The organism is Colwellia sp. C2M11, from assembly GCF_018860915.1.
In the GTDB taxonomy this organism is placed as follows: Bacteria; Pseudomonadota; Gammaproteobacteria; order Enterobacterales; family Alteromonadaceae; genus Colwellia.
Genome location: NZ_JAHKQD010000010.1, coordinates 1 through 22,861, shown reverse-complemented (window position 1 = coordinate 22,861; position 22,861 = coordinate 1). Strand labels below are relative to the sequence as shown.

Here is a 22,861-nt window from a genome sequence, read left to right as displayed (position 1 = left end):
AAAGCCATCATTTACGCCATACCTAATCTAACAACAATATGCAGTAATCGGGTATGGCGCTAACTCTCTATAATAAAGCCATTTATAAAGAATGAAAAAATACAATAGCAATAGCACTTGGGCAAACAAATTTAGTGTACCACGGCCAAATTTTCCAAAAGAAGCTATGTTCAACCATGTCATTCCCTTGCTTTAGTTCTTTCAGTATTTGATTACGTTGCCAAATCCAACCAACAAAAACACAACACAACATAGCAATTAATGGTTGTCCGTATACTGTTGAAATAGAAATAACTAAACCAAAAAGCTCATCAAAATTTAATATGATAATTGTACTTAGTATAAATATCCCTAATCCTACTAATGCCGTTGCTTTCTTGCGTTCTACATTATGACGTTCAACAGCAAAAGATACTGGCCCTTCTAACATTGAAATAGAAGACGTTAACGCTGCAATAGACATTAAAACAAAGAAACCAAGAGCAACAAATAAACCAATACTGCCCATACTATTGAACAATGTTGGCAGCACATCGAACACTAAATTAGGACCCGAAATTAAGCTTCCATCGTCACTAAAAATAGCAACACCTTGATATTGTGCGACATACATAGAAGGGATAATTAACAAGCCTGCAAGGAAGGCGATAGAAACATCAATTAACGTTACTTGCGCTCCAAGTGAAACTAGGTTTTCTGTTTTAGAAATATAAGAGCCATATATAATCATGACACTCGTTCCTAGCGATAAAGAAAAGAAAGCTTGGCCAAGTGCGCTAATTAACAAATCAGGCTCGAAAACTCGCGAAATATCAGGCTGTAAATAAGCAGCGAAGCCCTCTTCTGCGCCTTCTAAAGTAAAGACATAGATAATCAATAAAACTAGTAATCCAATAAGCATTGGCATTAATCTTTTTGACCATTTCTCGATACCTTCTTCAACACCACGGCTGATAATGGCCACCGTAAGTAACATAAACAAACCAGTAAAGACTAAATTACGCATAATTGATTGTGATGTTAACCAACTTGATGTTTCGTTAAGCCCTAACATTGATGTGATTGGCTCAATTGCATACGACATCATCCAACCGGCAAGAATGCCATAAAAACTCAAAATAAGTGCAGCACAAACAATACCGCCAAAACCAACAACAAACGCAAAACGTTTTTGCCACAGTGCGCGAGACATTTTCTGCATGGACGTAACCGCATTGGCTTGCCCATAACGGCCAATTAATAATTCAGCCATAAATGCTGGATATGCTAAACTAAATGCAAGAACCAAGTACACTAAAACAAAAGCTGCGCCACCATTACTTGCTGTTTGTGTTGGGAACCCCCAGATGTTACCTAGTCCGACAGCTGACCCAGCTGCAGCTAAAATAAAACCTAAGCGTGAGCTAAAACCACCTCTTAATTTATCCATTACTAACTCTCATTTTTATTATTTTCATTTATTAACTCACGGTTATTTTCTTCTACAATTCATTTTTCTACAAAGTCATTCACTTTATAGTTTGATGCTTATTTCACGCAACAACATAATCTACTTAAAAGCGATCAAGAAAAGTAGTCTTATAATATATAGTTTTTTTCATCAATGTAACTATGAAGTTATATCTATAGTTCAACAGTAGACTTATTTTCCTCATCATTAAATAAATCGCCAAAAACTGTAGAACATTGCTAGAATATTAATTAAACAAGTTATTTACTGTTACGGGAATTCTGCTTTGAAATATTTATCAATCGCGATTAACTTTTCCTTTTTTATATTTTGTATCTCAACCACTTACATCCATGTATCAGCAGCTGAAACACATTCCATTGAAAAAACACTTCCTTTAACCGATTACTTTAGCCAAACATGGAGTACCCATGATGGGCTCCCACACAATGGAATTAACGCTATATCTCAAACGACTGATGGCTACCTTTGGGTGGCCACCTGGGAAGGATTAGCTCGATTCAATGGCAGAGAATTCAAAGTATTTACGCGTGGCTCTGCCATTGGGTTACCCGATTCATCAATAAAAAGCCTAACCTCTACGCCCGAGGGTAAATTATTAGTTGCAGGTGCTCGTGGTGGCTTATCAGAGCGCTATAATAACCAATGGGCAGCAGCCTCTTTAGCAACTACTATGATTAACCACGCCATTTACGATCACAATGGCAATATCTGGTTAGCCCTAGAAGGAAAAGGCGTTATTTACCGTAATATAAGCTCTCAACAAGATACAGTTATTATTGATAATATACGCGCCTATAAAATAGTTGAAGATAATAAAGGTACTATTTGGGTAGCAACCAATAAAGGTATATTTTCAGTTAACAATCAAAGCATTGTTCGCCATTTTGATGAACAATATGGTTTACCTAACTCTCCCACCGACGATATTCTTTTAACCCATGACAACAAACTTATCGTAGCGACCAAGCAAGGAGCTTATAAACAAGTTAACGGTATTTTTGAACTATTACACCCTCAACTGGCTAATGAAAGAATTAGCAGCTTACTGCAAGATAAAGCTCACAATATTTGGTTAGGAACTGATAACCACGGAATATTTAGACTCCATAACAATAACTTGGAACAATTAAATGATCAAAGTGGTTTACCCAATAATAGAATATCCGCACTTTACCAAGATAGAGAGCAGAGTATATGGATTGGTACAAGTAGTGGTTTGTTTCGCTTACGAGAAGCACCATTTATTACCTTAACGACGAAGCAAGGCTTATCAGGGAATTACGTACGCAGCGTTTTATCTCATTCAGATGGCAGTATATGGGTTGGTAACAGCAAAGGCTTAAATAAAATTGTTAACGAGCAAGTTACCTCTATTAACGTCAACCAAAACAGAAGCCTTTCCGTTTTAAGTTTAGCAGAAACACCACAGCAAGAAGTTTTAGTAGGCACATACAATCAAGGGCTATTTACCACTTCAAATAATCAACTTGAAGAATTATTAACCGTCAAAACAGGCCTACCAAGCAATGAGATCAGAAGTATCTTAGTTGATTCAGCTAATAACCTTTGGGTCGGAACAGCTTCTGGCTTAGCAAAAATATCACCTGACAATACGTTAGAGATATTTAACAAACAAAGTGGCCTACCGGCCAGCTTTATAATGACCCTTGCTGAAGATGAGTTTGGTAAAGTATGGATTGGCACCGGTGATGGTATAGCTTCTTACGATAAAGGTGCAATACAAACTTATAGATTGAATGATAAATTTGATGCGGAATATGCTTTTGGTTTTTATGTTGAACAAAACACTCTATGGATGGCAACCGATCGAGGCCTTATTTATATTAATTTAACAACCAATGAAATGAAGGCCGTCAATAAAGAAAACGGTTTGCCCGTAGATAAAATATTTCAAATAGTTATCGATGAAAGCAATACGTTTTGGTTAACGAGTAACCGAGGCATTATTAGTGTTACCAGAGAAGAAATTGATAGTATTATTCACGGCAAGAGTAAGTCCGTCGATTTTAAATTATTTGCGGAGGGTGTTGGCCTACTTAGCTCACAAGCTAATGGGGGATCAACACCTGCCGCCACGCTTCATAAAGATGGCAGTGTTTGGGTTGCTACCTCAAAAGGCGTTAGCCATATTAATAATGAAAGATTACAACGAATGGCAGAAAAAGTCATTCCTGTAGTTATTGAGCAATTCGAAGTCGATGGAAAATCTTACCCTATACAGCCCACAATAATATTACCTAAAGGCGCATCTCGCATCACAATTCATTATGCAGGTTTAGGTTATTTAATGTCTAAACATATTGAATATCAAACCCAGCTGATTGGTTTTGATAAAACATGGCAAAATAAAAATAATAAAACATTCACCGAATTTACAAATTTAGAGCCCGGTGACTATACTTTTAAAATGCGAGCAAAGTATCCTAGTGGTCAATGGCAAGAGCATTTAGCGACTATTAATTTCACCATTACCCCGCTTTATTGGCAAACAACCTCTTTTAGATTATTTATTGTCATCATTGTTTGCTTCACCTTATTTATGCTTTATCGCTACCGAATTATCACCATCAAACGTAGTCAAGAACAATTAAAACAACTTATTGAGCAGCAAACACTTGAGATAAAAAAACAGGCAGAATTATTTTCTTATCAAGCTAATCATGATCAGCTCACGGGATTGTTTAATCGTCGTGCATTTGATGAATGGTGTAATAATGATTTTGAGAAAGCAAAATTAGCACAGCAACCATTAACAGTAGCGATAATAGATATTGATCACTTCAAAGATGTTAACGATAAGTACTCACATTTTATTGGTGACCAAGTAATTAAAAAGGTTGCTGACATTCTACAAACGGTTATTCAAACTAGTTCAGCACAAATAAAATTAGCACGTTGGGGTGGCGAAGAGTTCACATTATTAATTAACAACAATGTTAAAAAATCTTATGATTTATGTGATTTACTCAGAGTATCAATAAAGAATTATGATTTTTCAAGTATCGCAGAAAACCTTAATATTACAATAAGTATAGGATTAACTGATAATAGTGAAGTCAGTGAGTACGATAAAATGCTTAATCAAGCGGATCAGGCACTATATTTTGCTAAACATAATGGGCGTAATCAAGCCAGAATTTACCAAAGCCAAGACAGTGATAATAACAAAAGAGTAGATAAACGTATCACTCAAGTGATACGGACAAAATCAAGGGGAGATGATAGCTAGTTAGCGATAAGACGACGATATTAAACATATTAATATCGTCGTTTAGATAGAGGCTATTATTAGTCTGTTTCTGGGCGCATATGCGGGAACAAAATAACATCTTTAATTGTTGGTGAATCAGTAAATAACATAACCAATCGATCAATACCGATACCTTCACCTGCTGTTGGCGGTAAACCGTACTCTAACGCATTGATATAATCGGCATCGTAATGCATCGCTTCATCATCGCCAGCATCTTTTTCAGCTACTTGCTTTTGGAAACGTTCAGCTTGGTCTTCCGCATCATTAAGCTCTGAGAAACCATTCGCTAACTCACGACCACCAACAAAAAACTCAAAACGGTCAGTAATGAATGGGTTTTTATCATTACGGCGTGCAAGTGGTGACACTTCCCATGGGTATTCTGTGATAAACGTTGGTTGGTCTAATAAATGCTCTGCTACTTCTTCAAAGATTTCACAAATATATTTACCTGGCCCCCATACTTTAGAAGCACTACTTTCTTTAACACCAACCGCTTTTGCCATTGCTTTTATTGCGTCGAAGTTGTTTTCTGGATCACGTAATGCCGCTTCATCTAATTGATCAGCGCCATGATGATTTTTACCATAAGTTAAAATTGCATCAACCATAGATAAACGAGCAAAAGGTTTACCAAAGTCATAGAATTTTTCTTCAACTACTTCGCCATCACTATTTTTAACCGTATTACGAATTGTAGTAGTACCTAAAACGTCCTGTGCAATGGTACGTAACATTTCTTCGGTAATATTCATTAGATCATGGTAATCAGCGTAGGCTTGGTAGAATTCAATCATGGTAAATTCTGGGTTATGACGCGTTGAAATACCTTCATTACGGAAACTACGGTTAATTTCAAATACACGATCAAAGCCACCAACAACTAAACGTTTTAAGTTAAGCTCTGGTGCTATACGTAAGTACATATCCAGATCAAAGGTATTATGATGAGTCATAAATGGTTTAGCTGTTGCACCGCCAGGGATAATTTGTAGCATTGGCGTTTCAACTTCCATAAAATCACGTTGTGTTAAAAAGTTGCGAATACCAGCCACAATTTTTGAACGAACTTTAAACGTATTACGTGTATCTTCATTAATAATTAAATCAATGTAACGTTGACGATATTTAGTCTCTTGATCAGATAAACCATGAAATTTCTCTGGTAATGGACGTAAAGACTTAGTTAATAATGAGTATTCATCCATATTCACGTAAAGGTCACCCTTACCTGATTTATGTAAAATACCTTTGATACCAACGATATCGCCAATATCTAATGAACCCCATTTTTCTCTAATTTCTTTTTGTACCGTTTTTTCAGCATAACCTTGAATACGACCTGACGAGTCTTGGATTACTAAAAATGGTCCGCGTTTTGCCATTACTCTACCAGCAATAGCATAGGTAACTTGTAGCGCTTCAAGTTCTTCTTTTGTTTTTTCACCGTGTTCAGCTTGAATATCTGCAGCTAAATGTTCACGATTAAAATCGTTAGGAAAACCATTTGCTGAACAATTAGAGCGAATTTTTTCAAGCTTTACACGACGTTCAGCAATCAACTTGTTTTCATCTTGTGCTGCAGGTGCATTATTTGCTTGACTGGCTTTAGTGGCTTTATCTGTCATTATGTTTCTCAAAGTTATCTTTAGTTTTTCAATGTGTTGAATGGATTATTTAAAGATTAATCCTACAAACCAGACTTCAAACTGGCTTCTAAGAATCTGTCTAAATCACCATCTAATACGGCCTGGGTGTTTCTATTCTCAACACCCGTTCTTAAATCTTTAATCCGGCTATCATCTAGTACGTAAGAGCGAATTTGACTACCCCAACCTATATCTGACTTACCATCTTCTAACTCTTGTTTACCTTCATTTTGCTTTTGCATTTCCATTTCATACAATTTTGCTTTAAGAAGCTTCATCGCCGTGGCACGGTTTTTATGCTGAGAACGGTCTGCCTGACACGCAACTACAGCCCCCGTCGGTTCATGAGTAATACGAATAGCTGAATCAGTTTTGTTTACATGCTGACCACCTGCGCCAGAAGCACGAAAAGTATCAATACGCAGGTCTGCAGGGTTAATATCAATTTCAATATTGTCATCTATTTCAGGATAAATAAACGCTGAAGCAAATGAAGTATGACGTCGACCTGATGAATCAAATGGTGATTTTCGCACTAAGCGATGTACACCAGTTTCAGTTCGTAACCAGCCAAAAGCATATTCACCCGTGTATTTAATAGTGCAACCTTTAATACCCGCAACATCACCGCCAGTCACTTCAATAACTTCGGTTTTATAACCATGCGCTTCACCCCAACGTAAATACATGCGCATTAGCATTTCAGCCCAATCTTGCGCTTCTGTACCGCCAGATCCCGATTGAATATCTAAATAACAATTGTTAGCGTCTTGTTCACCACAAAACATGCGGCGAAATTCTAGCTTTTGTAAAATAGTATCTAGCGTATTAGCTTCGGCTTGAGCATCATCAAAGGTTTCTTGATCTTCTTCTTCAATCGCAAGCTCAAGTAAACCTTCTATATCATCACAACCCGTTTCTAATTCAACAATGGTATTAACCACTTCTTCTAGTGAGCTGCGCTCTTTACCTAATGCTTGTGCCCGTTCAGGCTCATTCCAAACATCAGGTAATTCTAATTCTCGTGAAACTTCAACTAGGCGCTCAGCTTTAACATCGTAGTCAAAGGTACCCCCGAAGTAAGTCAGCACGTTCACGGATTTCTTTTAATTTATTTATTATTGGGTTAACTTCAAACATAAGTCTTCGAATAGAATCCTTCAAGCTAAATAAGCATTAATATACAGCTGATAATAACGAGCTAAACAGCAAAAAATAGTGGCGCATTATAGCGCAAAAATATGAGTAAATAAACGACTAAGAATCAGTGATTTTTGACTTCGCGTTAAAGTAATTAATGTCTAGGATTCAGCAACGGTAAGGTGTTCAACCATCAACTGTACTGTTCGTTTACCACGAAACTCATTAACATCTAATCGATAAGCTAAATGTACTTGTTTTGCCTTAGGATTTGGCCAAGCTTTAAGATCAACATTAAAGGCGATTCCATCAATCACCACACCTGCTTTTTCAAGCACTAGTTTAAGGTGTTTTTCCCCAACAATACGCTGTTGTATTAAGGAAAATACGCCATCGAATAATGGCTCTGGAAAGTTTTGGCCCCATGGTCCTGCGTCTCTTAATTGCTCAGCAAAGCTTAAGGTGATGTGATTAGTGTCTAATTCGCCATCAGATAAAATGATACTTTGTAAGTCTTCTGCTTTGAGCCATTGGCTTGCTAACTCGTTAAACACCTTTTGAAATTTTTCAAAGTTTTTCAAGTTAATTGATAAGCCGGCAGCCATAGCATGACCACCAAATTTCAAAATTAAGCCTGGATTTTGACTATCGATATGTTCTAACAAATCGCGTATATGTAAGCCAGGGATAGAACGAGCCGATCCCTTAATTTCTTGGCCTTCTGATTGACGTTGTTCATCGTCTTTGCCTTTTGCAAAGACGATACAAGGACGATGGTATTTTTCCTTTAAACGCCCAGCAACAATACCAATAACACCTTGATGCCAGTCTTGTTGATACAGTGCTATCGCACTGGGTAAGTTATGTTCATCAAAGCTTAATGATTTAAAAACGCTTTCAGCTTCTATCTGCATGCCTTGTTCTATTTCTCTTCGTGCTTTATTCAAGTCATCTAACTCTACGGCCATCGCTCTAGCACTAATTAAATCAGGAGCAAGTAAGCAATTAATCCCATAAGACATATCATCTAAGCGACCGGCTGCATTTATTCTTGGCCCTAGCGCAAAACCAAAATCTGACGCAACTAAACGCTGTTGGTTTTTATTGGCTATTTCAATTAATGCTTGAATACCAGGGCGAGTTTGTCCTGCACGTATGCGTTTTAGGCCTTGCTCGACTAAGATTCGATTATTGCCATCAAGTGAAACAACGTCAGCGACTGTACCCAAAGCAACTAAATCAAGTAATTGAGCAATATTGGGTTCATTAATATTTTGCTTTGCAAAATAGTTTTTTTCGCGAAGATAACTGCGTAAAGCTAGCATTACATAGAAAGCGACCCCTACGCCAGCGAGCGATTTACTTGGAAATGGGCAATTAGGTTGATTAGGATTAACAATGGCATCGGCTTTTGGTAACTCATGGCCAGGTAAATGATGATCCGTAACAATCACTTGTAAGCCAAGCTCTTTTGCACGATTAACACCGGCAACACAGCTAATGCCATTATCAACGGTCACTAGCATTTCTGCCCCCTGGCTTGCCGCAATATCGACTATTTCAGGCGTTAACCCATAACCATATTCAAATCGATTAGGCACTAAAAATGAATGATTGCTGCTCCCCATAGAAGATAAAGCAACCATCATTAAGGCCGTACTCGTTGCTCCATCAGCATCAAAATCACCAACAATAATAATATTAGTGTTATCGAGTAGAGCCTGATAGAGCAATGCACTAGCATCGTCTAACCCCTTTAAGGCATAGCTAGTCCCTTCAACAGCACTCAATCCTTCTAAATTTGCTACTTTTAAGTCTAATTGTTTTGCTGTTTGAACACCTCGACAAGCATAAATTTGTTTAATAATAGGCGGCAAGCTATTAGGGAGGTGATCGTCACTAAAATGCTCGCGGCGAATTATTTTTTTCATACTTTATAGGTCTTAATTGTTTATTTAAAATTTAAATTATATGCTTTCTAATAATTTTAATAATTGTTTTGGCTCTTGGTAACCTGGTACTAACATGCCATTTGATAAAACTAATGCTGGTGTACCATTAACGCCAATTTGACGACCAAAATTTAACTGTTCTTCAATAGGTTTATCACAAACACGATAAGCAACACTACCGGTATTTTTTCCACGAGTCATGGCTGCTTTTGGATCTTCATTACACCAAACCGAACGTAAATCTTTAAATCCTTGAGAATAGTTTCCTGCTTGATCTTTAATACCTGCACGAGGAAAAGCTAAATAACGAAAAGTAATACCAAGATCGTTATATTCAGCCATCTGTTTGTGCATTTTACGGCAATAACCACAGCTAATATCAGTAAAAGCTGATACAACATATTTTTCATCTTTTGCTTTAAAAACAATCATATCATCTTTAAATTTGTCAACGCCATCAAGGCGAACTTTAGCTAAACTCGCTTCAGATAAGTCTGTTACTTTAGAAACTAAACTGTAAACTTTACCTTGAATAAAGTAATCACCATCGTAACTAGAATAAAAGACACCTTGATCACTCATAAGCAAAGCGATACCTGGTACAGGTGTTTTTTCAACTTTATTAATAGTTAAACCTAACTTTGCTTTGATTTTTGCCTTTAGCACATTAACATTTAATTTTGCTGACGCTGGTTCAACATTTTTTACAACATGATTTGATTCAGATGCGTCATGTGCTTCGGCCATTTGATTCACTGAGAAAAAGCCAACTGCGACTGCAGTAACTACACCACCAATAATAAACAACTTGTTAAACATACTTTATTTCCTAAATTTATTTCGATTAATAATGAAACTAAGTGCAGTAATTTTTTACTCACTTAATACTACGCAGATAAGCAGACCGCTTTGTTGCCAATGAAATTACAGCCGATAGTGTAACTTTGCAAACAATAAATTGAATTGTACTAAATGCTTTTGTTAAGATCATGGCAATTTATACCAAATGAAATAATTAATAAACTACTTCATTTAGTATTACATCTATTCTTACACTTTAGGCAAACTAATATGAAAATTGGCTTATTCTATGGCTCAAGTACATGTTATACCGAAATAGCAGCTGAAAAAATTCAAGAAACCATAGGCGCTGATTTAGTTGAATTACATAATATTAAAGATGTACCGTTAGCACATTGTCTTGATTACAACTTTATTATATTGGGCATTTCCACATGGGATTATGGCGAACTTCAAGAAGATTGGGAATCTATTTGGCTAGATATTAATGCTATTGATTTGAGTGGCAAAGTTGTTGCGTTATATGGCATGGGAGACCAAATAGGTTATACCGAGTGGTTTCAAGATGCGTTAGGCATGTTACATGAACAAGTAATTGCTCAAGGAGCAACATTAATCGGTTATTGGCCTAACCAAGGCTACGAATTTTCAGCATCAAAAGCACTCACTGAAGATAGTCAACATTTTGTTGGTTTAGCACTTGATGAAGATAATCAGTACGATCTCAGTGAACATCGAATTCAACAATGGTGTGAGCAAATTTTAGAAGAATATAGTGAAAGCTAGTTTTAATATAGATGGTTATTGCTTATGAGATAAAGTAGTTACAGACATCATGAAAACCTCTATAATAACGCAATAGTAATATCCATCTAAAATTAGTGAAAAATCATTTATGTTTGAGCAATTTGATCTCGACTCAGAATTATTAGCCAATGTGAAAGCATTAGGTTACAAAAAACCTACCTCTATTCAAGACTTAGTCATACCACAAGCAATGACAGGTAAAGATATACTTGCTTCTGCACCGACAGGAACAGGTAAAACAGCTGCATTTTTGCTTCCTATTGCTCAGCACCTACTTGATTACCCTCGTACTAAACCTGGTTTTCCTCGAGTATTAATTTTAACGCCTACACGCGAATTAGCCATTCAAATAGGTGAAGATAGTGAAAACCTGACTAAATTATCTAAAATAAAAACAGGCGTTATCACTGGTGGAGTAAATTATGGTAGCCATAATGATATTTTAAACAGCACAACCGATATTTTAGTTGCAACACCTGGACGATTGTTAGAATACATAGAGAATGAGCAGTTTGATGCGCGAGAAATTGAAATATTAGTCCTTGATGAAGCCGATCGCATGTTAGATTTAGGTTTTAGCGAAGCCATAAATCGCATAGTAGGTGAAGCTCGTTGGCGTAAACAAACCATGCTTTTTTCAGCAACATTAGAAAGTACAGGTGTTATTCGTTTTGCAAAAGAAGTATTAACAGAGCCTGAGTTTTTAGAAGCAACGCCTTCGCGTAAAGAAAAAGCTAAAATACATCAATGGATACATCTTGCAGACAATGCATCGCATAAACTAGATTTGTTAGTAAATACATTAAAACAGGAAGGTGTTAACCGAACGGTTGTTTTTGCTAATAAAAGAGAAACAGTTCAGTATTTATCAGGCAAATTATATGCGGAAGAATTACCTTGTGTATGGCTTGAAGGAAAAATGCCACAAGACAAGCGCAATCAAGCAATTGAACGTTTTAAAAATGGTGAGGTAAAAGTACTGGTAGCAACAGACGTTGCCGCTCGAGGGTTAGATATTGATGATATCACCCATGTTATTAACTTTGATATGCCACGCCAAGTCGATATTTATGTCCATCGTATTGGCCGTACAGGAAGAGCCGGCTCAAAAGGTACGGCTATTTCATTAATAGAAGCTCATGATATGGGAGTTGTCGGCAAAATTGAGCGTTATCAAAATGAACGTCTTCAACGAAGAATTATTAATGAGCTTCGTCCAAAAAATAAAGAGGCTAAAGTTGCTAGCAAAAAAGCTAAAGTAAAACGTACAACTTCACAGAAAAAAGCTAAAGCTAAAAAACAGAGCAAGAAAAAAGCCAAAAAAAGCAAATCTAAAAATTAAAAATTATGCGTTAATAATTGTTTAGCCTTTTGTAACGTAACGCATGTGTGATTTCTTTAACGATGAATAATGACCTAAATGAATCACACAACACACATTGCGAGCAGACTAAAAGTAGTTGCCTTTATCGGGATTGAAAATGACCCAAAAAGATAATAAAAATAAGCTTACCGACACTTTTATCAGTTATCGTAGGACGATCAAAGCCCTTATTAGTCGTATTGTTAAACCTGATGATATTGATGACATAGTACAAGAAACCTTTGTACGTAGCTACGAAGCAAATATGAAGCAAGAAATAAAGTATGCTCGTAGTTATATGCTTAAAACAGCTAAAAACATTGCCTATAACCATAATGCGAAATGGGACAATAAATATAATGATTCAATAGAGAGCTTTGTTGAACTTCCTCTAGAGTTGAGTAGTAATCACTTTGAAGACGACTACGAATCTAAAGAACGATTTTTATCTTTTTGTCGAGCTACAGAGCAATTATCAGGCACTGTACGTAAATGCTTTATTTTAAAGAAAGTGTATGGGCTTAGCCAAAAAGAAATAGCCCAGTACTTACAGTTAAGTGAAAGTACCGTTGAAAAGCACGTCGCTAAAGGTTTATTAAAAAGTTTTCAATATATGGAACAAAGGCATCATAAAGAAGGTCAAACTTCAGTAATTAAAAATATTAAAAAAGCAAAAGTACAAATGTAGCAACTAATACTAGCCAATAAACTAAAAATATCGAAGAATAATCGAGTAACGCAATGAGTAATGTAAGCCAGTTTCACACTAAAGAAGACATCCAGGCACAGGCGTGCCTTTGGATTAGTCGTATGGATCGTGGCTTATCACTATCTGAACAAAAAGAATTAGTTTTTTGGTGCGAGCAAAATACTGCACATCTCAATGCGTTATTGGAAATGGCTTCTTATTGGGATGATGTTTCTGTTCTTAATGAATTAAGTGATTTATTTCCACTAGATAAGCTTAAAAAAATTCGTCATCATTTCTCTGCTATCGTGTTAGCTGCCAGTGTTGCTATTGTTTCTATACTTTCAGTTAATGCCTTTGTTGATAAATCATTTATACCTTTCATTCCTTCACTAAACGAGCAATCATTAACACAAATACAAATATTAAAAACCAATATAGGTGAACAGAACAGCTTCACTATGAATGATGGTACTCACATTCAATTAAATACCAATACGATTGTTCATGTATCTTACACCCCATCATCACGCCAGTTAACATTAATGCAAGGGGAAGCAAGGTTTGATATAGCTAAAGATAAATCACGTCCCTTCACTGTAACCTCGGGGGATAAATCATTCACCGCATTAGGGACTATATTTAATGTACAAAAAAATAGTCATAGTGATATTGAATTGATGGTAACTGAAGGTAGAGTTTTAATTACTAAAGCAACAGAAACACTTGAAGTAATAAGGCATACTCTGTTGACAACAGATGAAAACACAAACCAAACAGAACTCCCTGGGATATTGGTAAGTTCAGGCGAAAAAGCCACAATAACCAAACAGCCTGATATGCCTATTGAACAAGTATCACTTGATCAGATACAACGTGATTTAGCTTGGCAGCAAGGTATGCTCATTTTTAATGGTGAATCATTATCTAATGCACTCGCTGAAGTAAGCCGATACACAGAAACTCATTTTAAAATATCTGATCCGACAATTGCTGATATTAAAGTCTCTGGGTATTTTAAAGCTAATGATGTAGAAGGCTTATTAGCATCACTGAAAAGTAATTTTAATATTAGTTATTCAAAGGCTGCTAATAGTACAATTTTACTTGCGCTTAATGAATGATCTACCTACGTAAAATATAGATTCTAATCTCCCTGCCATTTTATAAAAATATGCTTTCATTGTTTACTAGCTATTTCTCACCATTTAGCTTAATTTAAATAATTAAAATTAATTTATAAAACCATAGAGGATTTCTTCTGCTCACTTGTTTATTAATACTGCACTGTTGGCGAGATAAATTTCGTCTGTTCCAACTTTCAGCTAAGCTAAAACCGTTATTAAAATATTTCATTAGCGTGAATATAGTTCTAGTAACGCTCAGTGCAAATGCTGCTAGTTTGATGCGCTATGATATTAACAAACAACGAGCTGATAAAGCCCTAATTGCATTTGCCCAAAAATCAAATCAAACCATTATATTCTCGTTTGATTTAGCCAAGCAGTATCAAGCAAATGAGTTAAAAGGCTATTTCTCAGTAAGCTCTGGTCTCAAAAAATTATTACAAGACTCTGGCTTAATTGCTGTTGTTAATAACTCTGGTCAACTTAGCATTCAAGTTGATAAACACTATAGAGGAATTACAACAATGAAAAATAACAAAGTAAAATTAGCACTAATCCCTATGATATTGGGTGCTGCTAGCCAAACTGCTCTAGCCCAAGAAACAGCTCAAATAGATGAGACTAGTGTAGAGAAAATATCTATTATTGGTAGTCGTGTTGCAGGACGATCAGCTGATGATTTACCTGTACCTGTTGACATTCTTTCAGCAGAAGCTCTTGCTAATACAGGACAAACAGAAGTAGGTAGAATGCTACAAGCGATTGCACCTTCTTTTAACTTTTCAAGCTCTGCTATCAGTGATGGCACAGATGCACTTCGTCCGGCAACTTTACGTGGCTTAGGACCTGATCAAACCCTAGTTCTTGTCAACGGAAAACGACGCCATCAAGCAAGTTTAATACATATAAATACTTCTGTTGGTCGTGGCACAGCCGGTACAGATATGAATGCGATTCCAGCTTCATCAATTAAACGGATAGAAGTACTTAGAGATGGTGCTGCTGCACAATATGGCTCTGATGCAATAGCAGGTGTTATTAATATTGTTCTAAATGATGCGAGTGATGGTGGTAAAGCAGCTGTTTCTTATGGTGAATATTCAGAAGGTGATGGTGAAACCACAAATGTGGATATTTCAAAGGGATTTGCTTTGGGAGATAATGGGTATTTAAATACTACCTTGAATTTTCGAGATCGCGGCTATACGAACAGAGCTGGTTTACATGGTTCATGCCAATTTACTGGCTGTACTGACATAGGCGATGGCACCATGCTACTAGGAGATCCTCGTGAGGCAACAGCGACACGTAATACTTTTAGAATTGGCGATGCAGACTCAAATCAATTTGGTTTAACCGTTAACACTGGTTATGAGCTAGGTAATGGCGAATTATATGGTTTTATTACTTACTCAAAACGTGACAATGAATCAGCCGCTTTCTTTCGCCATAATGCAAATACTGATGGTAATGCACCATTGCTAGATGGCGATGCCACTGTACCAATGGGCTTTTTACCTAAAATAAATTCAGATATTAAAGATATTTCTTATAACTTTGGCTACCAAACTGAATTTGATAATGGTGCTTCATTAGATTTGTCTTATACCTATGGCCAAAACAATATTGACTATACAACAAGTGATTCTATCAATTCATCTTTTGCTAATGCTTTACAATATAATGCTGACGGTTCATACGCTGATATCACACCTGATGAAATACGTAATTCAGTACCTAGAGAAGCATTTGCTTATGGTTTAGAGCTTGCGTTATCAACAATAAATATTGATTATACTCAAGACTTCGATTTGTTTTCATTAGCAATGGGCGCTGAGATTCGTACTGATACTTATAAAATAACACCTGGTGATGAATATTCATATCGAGACTACGATACGGTATTAGGCCAAAGTTTATTTGCAACAGATACTGGCGCAGGTATTCAAGGGTTTGGAGGTATTGGAGCAATATCTGCAGTGGATGAAACACGTAATGTTGTTTCATTTTATGTAGATACTGAAATGGAAGTCACTGAAAATTTAATCGTAAGTGGTGCTGTACGTTACGATGACTACGATGGTTTTGGAGATAGCAGCAACTTCAAACTTGCTGCTAATTGGTCTTTAACTGAAGATGTTGCCATCCGTGGTGCTATGAGCACAGGCTTCCGTGCCCCATCAATGCAACAGTTATATTTTAATAACATCAGTACACAATTTAAAACTAATCCAGATGATCCTACGGGTGATCAAATTGCCGTCCAGGTTGGTACATTCCGTAATGATTCAACGTTAGCACAAGCAATTGGCATTCCTGAGTTAAAAGAAGAAGAATCAACAAACCTAAGTCTTGGTACTGTTATTCGACTTGCTGATAGCATTAATTTAACTATCGATTGGTATTCAATTGATATTGATGATCGTATTGTCCTAAGCAACTCACTAGGCCAAGGTTTATCTTCAGCATTAGATTCAGCCTTATTAGCTGCTGGTGCTGGTGGAGGTCAATTCTTTCTTAATGGTGCTGATACCGAAACATCAGGTATTGATATAATAGCCACTTGGAATGGTGAAATGTTAGGCGGTGATTTAGATTTAACTTTCGCAGCTAACTTTACAGAAACTGATGTTGTTAAAATATTTGCACCTGCCAATAGTGGTTTAGGCGATGTTTCACCTGATAAAATATTTTCAGAGCAAGATATATCAATTATCGAAGAGTGGCAGCCACAAGATCGTATCAGTTTAAGTGGTTTATATAGAGTGGGAGACTTTACTGTAAACTTAGCTTTTAATCGTTATGGTGAATACACAGTAACGGATGGTGGCCAACAAACTTATGGTGCTGAAGTGTTAACTGATTTACGTGTAAGTTACCAAATGAATGAGAATATTTCTTTCAATATTGGCGGCAATAATTTATTTGATGTTTACCCTGATAAAAATGAAATTGGTAACTCACGTACAGGTACTATTGTTGATGCAAGTGGTAATGTGATCGTTAATAGCCCTGGCGTATTTACATATTCTAGACGTTCTGCACCATTTGGATTTAATGGCGCATTCTATTATGCTGGTGTTGAATATAAATTTTAAGACAGTATGCTAAAGTATAAAAATAAAAAAAACCTGAATTAATTCAGGTTTTTTTATTTATAACATTAATAGTAGTTATAATTATTTTCTACGTCTATTATTACTATTGCGACCTCTTAATGCTTTATCTCGCGCTTTTTTCTTGCTTTCAGGTCTTTTAGGAGTACTAACCTTAGTTAAATCAGGCTCATATCCTGGTAACCATTGCTGTAATAATCTATCATCAATTACTTTTTCAATCGCGGTTAATAACCATTCTTCACTTGGTGAAACTAACGAAAGTGCTAAACCACTTTTACCAGCTCTACCTGTACGACCAATACGATGTACGTAATCTTCAGCAACATAAGGTAACTCATAATTTACTACATAGCCCAAATCAGCTATATCAATACCACGAGCAGCAACATCAGTAGCAACCAGAGCGCGTGTTTTTCCTTCTTTAAACTCTAATAGTGCTTTATCTCGCGCACCTTGTGATTTATCACCATGGAGTGATTTAGCTTTAATACCATCTTTACAAAGCTCTTTTGCAAGCTCATCTGCTGTTTGCTTAGTTCGTGTAAAAATAAGAACTTGTTTCCAATTCCTAGAGCCAATTAAATAAGAAAGTAATTCACGCTTTCGATCTGCATCAACAGTATAGACTAACTGCTCAACACTATCGGCCACTTCCGTTTTTTCATCAATAGTGATCACTTGAGGATCTTTTAATAATAATTTACTAAATTTATATAAAGAATCATCAAACGTGGCAGAAAATAACAACGTCTGTCTTTTTTCTGGTACTTGCTGCATGATGCGATCAATTTCGGCTTTAAAACCAAGATCTAATATTCTATCAGCTTCATCAAAAACTAAAACAGACAACGCTTCCAAGCTTATATGCTTATTAAATAATAAATCCAGTAATCGTCCAGGTGTTGCAACCAAAACATCAACACCTTCAGCAAGCTTACTCACTTGCGGCTTGATACTTACCCCACCAAAGACCGCTACCACTTTAATATCAGTATTAACACTATACTGATTAAAGTTCGTATAAATCTGTTGAACTAGTTCCCGAGTTGGCGCAAGCACCAGAACAGATAATGCTCTAGTTCTGTTGGGAGTAACAAGAAGATTATTGAGTATTGGTAACGCAAAAGCAGCAGTTTTACCTGTACCTGTTTTTGCCCTAGCCATAACATCATTACCCGCTAAAATAAGAGGTATTGCTTTTACTTGAATATCAGTTGCCTGTGTATACTCAAGTGCTTTAAGGTTTTCTTGTAAGGAATTTATGAGTGGAATACTAGAGAATTTCATATCAATTTACATAACAAAATAAGAAGGTCAGTTTATCAGATTTTTCTCCTGATATAGGTAAAACTCAAAAAAGAAAATTGCGGCTTTTAAAATTATTACCCACTTTATAGATAGCTACCTTTTTTATAGCTTACATCTATCAAGGTACAGCATAAAAAAATAAGTTTATTAATGTTCATATAAAACTTTAATCTCCTTAACCTGATGCGATGGTTTCCTCGATATTAGTTCGCATAACAAATCATTAAACCGTAAGCAATAACAACACATTACATACAACTACAAAGTTAAGCTCGTAACCTTTATGCATGCTCATTCGAATTAAAATTTTTTGTAGTATTTAATTTACCTGTGTAACACATTAATAAAATTGACATATTTATTTAATATAAAGATCATTATTATGCACCTATTTTGTCACACTTCAACCGCATGCTTACCCGCATTATAAATACTAAAAATGTTATTAAGGGAAAGCTATGTTCAACTCAAATAAAAAAAGTCTTATTGCTTTAGCTATATCATCAGCGTTGACACTCAATGTAGTTGCTGAGGAAGCAGAAAATGACACAACAATAGAAGAAGTCACTGTCGTTGCTAAAAAATTATCGCATGCTAACCATGAAGTCGATGTAAAAATGACACAACAACAATCGAGCATAACAAGCGTATTAGCACTAATGGACAACTTGCCTGGTATCAGTATCAATGAAGGTGATGCTTTTGGTGGTGACGATTGGTCTACTTCTATTACTATGCGAGGTTTTAGTATTGATGGTAATCAACAACAATTAGGTATGACTATTGACGGTATACCTAATGGTGGATCTAATTATGGTGGTGGTGCAAAAGCAAACCGTTATCTTGATTCAGAGAATATGGAAACCATTCAAGTTTCACAAGGTACTTCAGATATTTCTTCAGCATCATTAGATGCATTAGGTGGAACATTTAATTTTATTAGTGCTATGCCTGCATTTGAAAAAACCAGTAAATTTGCATTTACCACGGGTGATCATGATGCTAAAAGGTACTTTGCTCGCCACGATACAGGGTTATTATTTGATAATACGTATGCCTACGCAAGCTATTCATCAACATCCACTAGTCGTTGGGTAGGTGAAGGCTCAAACGGCGGAATGACAAGAGAGCATGCTGAATTCAAATTTATTACTGAATTAAATAAATTAAGTATTACTGGCCGTTTATCTTATGATGATGCAAATGAAGATAACTATAACTCAGTCAGTAAAGCGCAATTTGAACAAACACCTGATTGGGATCAATTAACCTGGAACTGGACAGGCGTCCCTCACTTTGACCAAATGTTTGCTGAAGGATGGTCAACCCTAAGAGAAAATACATTAGGTTATGTCAAGTTTGAATATAGCATATCACCCAGTATGCATTTTAAAATAACACCTTATTTACACAAAAATGAAGGGCGCGGAGACTGGATTCCTCCTTACTTAGTGGCTGCAGTTGATGTTGATGGTAACCCTACTTCAGAAGGTGGTACCATTGCTGGGCAATATGGGTTTACTGATCAGTTAGGTAATCCACTAGCACCGGCAGATGGCTGCACTGATAATTTATCATGGCCTTGGGACTCAGGTGCTGGCTTAGCACCATCTTGTTACGATACAAACGCCATTCCTGTTATGTCATATCGCCATACACACTATGAAAAAACTCGTATCGGTATGACCGCAAACTTTGATTGGTCTATTGGCATTAACGATATTTCAATGGGGTTGTGGACTGAATCAGCTGACCGTGATGAATCTCGTGATTGGCATAAAGTCATCGATGCTCGTATTTATCATCATTTTGATGAAACGCCTTATTGGACACAATATAGTAATAACTTCCAAACAGACACCTTAAAACTGTACCTTCAAGATACCTTAAACTTTGGCGATCTAACAGTTAACTTAGGCGTTCAAAAATACTTTGTAGACGTTGAAAAATACGACAATTTTGCTAATGGTATCACCGGAAAAGTAAACAGTGATTCAGATGTTTTATTTAGTACTGGTGTTGTTTATCAAATCAATAATAACATGGAAGTCTTTGCCGGATTTAGCGAAAACTTCTCTGCAATTAAAGATGGTGTTTTAGAGCGCGATGCTTCAACACTTGATGAAATAGAGCCAGAAACAGCAGAAAATATTGATGTGGGTATTCGATATAATAATGACAACTTAGATTTTTCTGCAACTTACTATTCAATATCCTTCGATAACCGCATAACGTTTATTGCACCTGGAAGTGATACGTCTGGTATTGATTACAGCATAGGAACTAATGGCACTTATTTGAATGTAGGTGGCATAGACTCTACTGGTTTTGAATTAAGTGCTAGTTATCGTTTTAACGAAAATTGGGATATATATTCATCATACACTAACAATGACTCAACTTACGTAGGTAATGCTCCAGGATTTGAATCAGGCACCAAGGTGATTGATTCTGTCGATGATATGTTCGTTTTCTCGACTAACTACACTCTAGAAAGCTTTCGCGCAGGTCTTTCAGCTAAATATACCGGTGAACGCGGTGATGCCGACGCCTACACCGTTGTCGACTTCAATGCTGGCTACACAGCAAGTATTGATAGTAATGTTTTTAAATCATTTGATTTAGCTTTTGTTGTAAACAACTTAACCGATGAAAGCTATTTATCTACCGGTACAGGCAATGGTACGACTTTCTTTATTGGTGCGCCACGTACTGCATCAATGACATTTACCGTCAGTTTCTAATTGTAACGAATAGAAGTCATATCTAATAAGAACCAAACAAATCATATTTGTTTGGTTCTCTTTTTTCAATCTACTTAAATTGGCGACACTAATGTCTAAATATCTATTTATCATATTACTTTTTGTACACATAGCTTCCATAGCTAATGAAAAGACTTCAGCTCATACAGCTAATTCAAAAGTCACTACCCCAAAAAACTTAATACTAGTGACTATAGATGGCTTACGTTGGCAAGAAGTATTCGGTGGTGCTGACAATAACTTATTACATAATGATAAGTTTGTGCGCGAGTCGAGTCACACAAAACAGACGTTTTGGCATGATAATGAAGAGCAACGTCGTCAACTGCTTATGCCCTTTTTTTGGAATACAATTGCCAAAAAAGGCGCTGTTATAGGTAATAGAAAACTCGATTCAAAAATGTCGGTTTCAAATAACTGGCATTTTTCTTATCCTGGCTACAGTGAAATATTTACAGGCATTGCCGACCCCAAGATTAACAGCAACAAGAAAGTACCCAACCCGCATATATCATTTATTGAATGGCTCAATAACCAACCATCCTTTGGTAATAAACTTGCTGTATTTGGCAGCTGGGACGTATTCCCTGCTATTTTCAATGTTGAACGTAGTAAAATGTACGTCAATGCAGGTTTTATGTCTGCACAAGGGAAGCCGCTATCTGCTGAAATGACGCTAATCAATGCCATGCAAAAAGAAATCCCTAGCCCTTGGCACAACGTAAGATTAGACAGTTTTACCTACCGTATTGCTAAAGATTACTTATTAACTCAAAAACCGAGAGTTATGGCTATTTCATTCGGTGAAACAGATGACTTCGCTCATGATGGCCATTACGACAGTTATTTAAGTTCAGCTCACCAAACAGATAAATTTATTGAAGACTTATGGCACACCATTCAAACAACACCTGAATATAAAAATAATACTGTGTTGTTAATTACCACAGACCATGGTCGAGGAAGTAATGCCAATAACTGGCAACATCATGCATCAAAAGATGCTATTAAAAGCTATATGAAAAATTTAGCTGCTTTCCCAGAAGGAATTATAGGCTCTGAAAACATTTGGTTTGCGGCAATAGGTTCCGGTATAAAAGCCAAAGGACAGCTCGTGACACAAAACGAAATTAAGCAAAATCAAATAGCCGCAACTGCCTTAACATTATTAGGTGAAGATCCTCAAAAATTCAATCCTAAAATTGGCCCTATAATTAAAGAAATATTCTAATGATAAATTTAATTTACTGCCAGACAGCAAAAAGCCCGTCACTTTAGTAACGGGCTTCCGTTTATATAATAGGTATCGAAGTTTAGCAATAGCCTTCGCTCACATGGGCTTAACAAGCATGGGTCACACTACCTTGGGAGTGATACCAATGGAAATACTGAAG

The 22,861-nt window shown here is 36.4% G+C and carries 14 protein-coding genes; 8 read left to right on the top strand and 6 right to left on the bottom strand.

Annotated features, from left to right (window positions below):
• Positions 1-82: 82 nt before the first annotated feature.
• A complete protein-coding gene (locus tag KO509_RS03565; protein ID WP_215971918.1) occupies positions 83-1,429 on the bottom strand; it encodes a sodium-dependent transporter in 1,347 nt (448 codons plus the stop codon).
• A 307-nt stretch (positions 1,430-1,736) separates the two neighbouring features.
• Here KO509_RS03565 and KO509_RS03560 point away from each other — a divergent pair, with 307 nt between their 5' ends.
• Positions 1,737-4,724 carry a ligand-binding sensor domain-containing diguanylate cyclase gene (locus KO509_RS03560; protein ID WP_215971917.1) on the top strand — a complete coding sequence of 996 codons (2,988 nt, stop codon included), beginning with the start codon at positions 1,737-1,739 and terminating at the stop codon, positions 4,722-4,724.
• A 59-nt stretch (positions 4,725-4,783) separates the two neighbouring features.
• Here KO509_RS03560 and lysS read toward each other — a convergent pair whose 3' ends face one another.
• The 4 genes from lysS to dsbC form a co-directional block, all read right to left on the bottom strand.
• Entirely contained in the window at positions 4,784-6,376 is a 1,593-nt protein-coding gene (gene lysS / locus KO509_RS03555) for a lysine--tRNA ligase (RefSeq protein ID WP_215971916.1), read from the bottom strand.
• A 62-nt stretch (positions 6,377-6,438) separates the two neighbouring features.
• A protein-coding gene (prfB, locus tag KO509_RS03550; protein WP_215971915.1) for a peptide chain release factor 2 occupies positions 6,439-7,537 on the bottom strand; the annotation gives its coding sequence in 2 pieces (ribosomal slippage) (positions 6,439-7,461 and positions 7,463-7,537; 1,098 coding nt in all).
• Between the two features lie 161 nt (positions 7,538-7,698).
• Positions 7,699-9,468, bottom strand: coding sequence for a single-stranded-DNA-specific exonuclease RecJ (recJ, locus tag KO509_RS03545; RefSeq protein ID WP_215971914.1), 1,770 nt, complete (start codon positions 9,466-9,468; stop codon positions 7,699-7,701).
• A gap of 36 nt (positions 9,469-9,504) precedes the next feature.
• Entirely contained in the window at positions 9,505-10,308 is an 804-nt protein-coding gene (gene dsbC, locus KO509_RS03540) for a bifunctional protein-disulfide isomerase/oxidoreductase DsbC (RefSeq protein WP_215971913.1), read from the bottom strand.
• A 252-nt stretch (positions 10,309-10,560) separates the two neighbouring features.
• Here dsbC and fldB point away from each other — a divergent pair, with 252 nt between their 5' ends.
• From fldB to KO509_RS03515, 5 genes are all read left to right on the top strand, one after another.
• Positions 10,561-11,076, top strand: coding sequence for a flavodoxin FldB (fldB, locus tag KO509_RS03535; RefSeq protein WP_215971912.1), 516 nt, complete (start codon positions 10,561-10,563; stop codon positions 11,074-11,076).
• Positions 11,077-11,185: 109 nt separating this feature from the next.
• The gene (gene srmB / locus KO509_RS03530; RefSeq protein WP_215971911.1) at positions 11,186-12,439 is read left to right on the top strand and encodes an ATP-dependent RNA helicase SrmB; all 1,254 of its coding nucleotides are present in this window, start codon (positions 11,186-11,188) and stop codon (positions 12,437-12,439) included.
• Positions 12,440-12,578: 139 nt separating this feature from the next.
• On the top strand, positions 12,579-13,148 hold the full coding sequence (locus KO509_RS03525) for an RNA polymerase sigma factor (protein WP_215971910.1): 570 nt from the start codon (positions 12,579-12,581) through the stop codon (positions 13,146-13,148).
• Between the two features lie 53 nt (positions 13,149-13,201).
• Positions 13,202-14,272, top strand: coding sequence for a FecR domain-containing protein (locus KO509_RS03520; protein ID WP_215971909.1), 1,071 nt, complete (start codon positions 13,202-13,204; stop codon positions 14,270-14,272).
• A gap of 281 nt (positions 14,273-14,553) precedes the next feature.
• Entirely contained in the window at positions 14,554-17,373 is a 2,820-nt protein-coding gene (locus KO509_RS03515; RefSeq protein WP_215971960.1) for a TonB-dependent receptor, read from the top strand.
• Positions 17,374-17,454: 81 nt separating this feature from the next.
• On the opposite strand, the gene KO509_RS03510 is transcribed toward KO509_RS03515, so the two are convergent.
• Positions 17,455-18,681, bottom strand: coding sequence for a DEAD/DEAH box helicase (locus KO509_RS03510; protein WP_215971908.1), 1,227 nt, complete (start codon positions 18,679-18,681; stop codon positions 17,455-17,457).
• A gap of 479 nt (positions 18,682-19,160) precedes the next feature.
• Between KO509_RS03510 and KO509_RS03505 the strand changes: the two genes are divergently transcribed.
• Positions 19,161-21,446, top strand: a complete 2,286-nt coding sequence (locus KO509_RS03505) for a TonB-dependent receptor (protein ID WP_215971907.1) — start codon at positions 19,161-19,163, stop codon at positions 21,444-21,446.
• A 91-nt stretch (positions 21,447-21,537) separates the two neighbouring features.
• Positions 21,538-22,698 (top strand): sulfatase-like hydrolase/transferase, encoded by a 1,161-nt coding sequence (locus KO509_RS03500; RefSeq protein WP_215971906.1) that lies wholly within the window; start codon positions 21,538-21,540, stop codon positions 22,696-22,698.
• Positions 22,699-22,861: the final 163 nt, after the last annotated feature.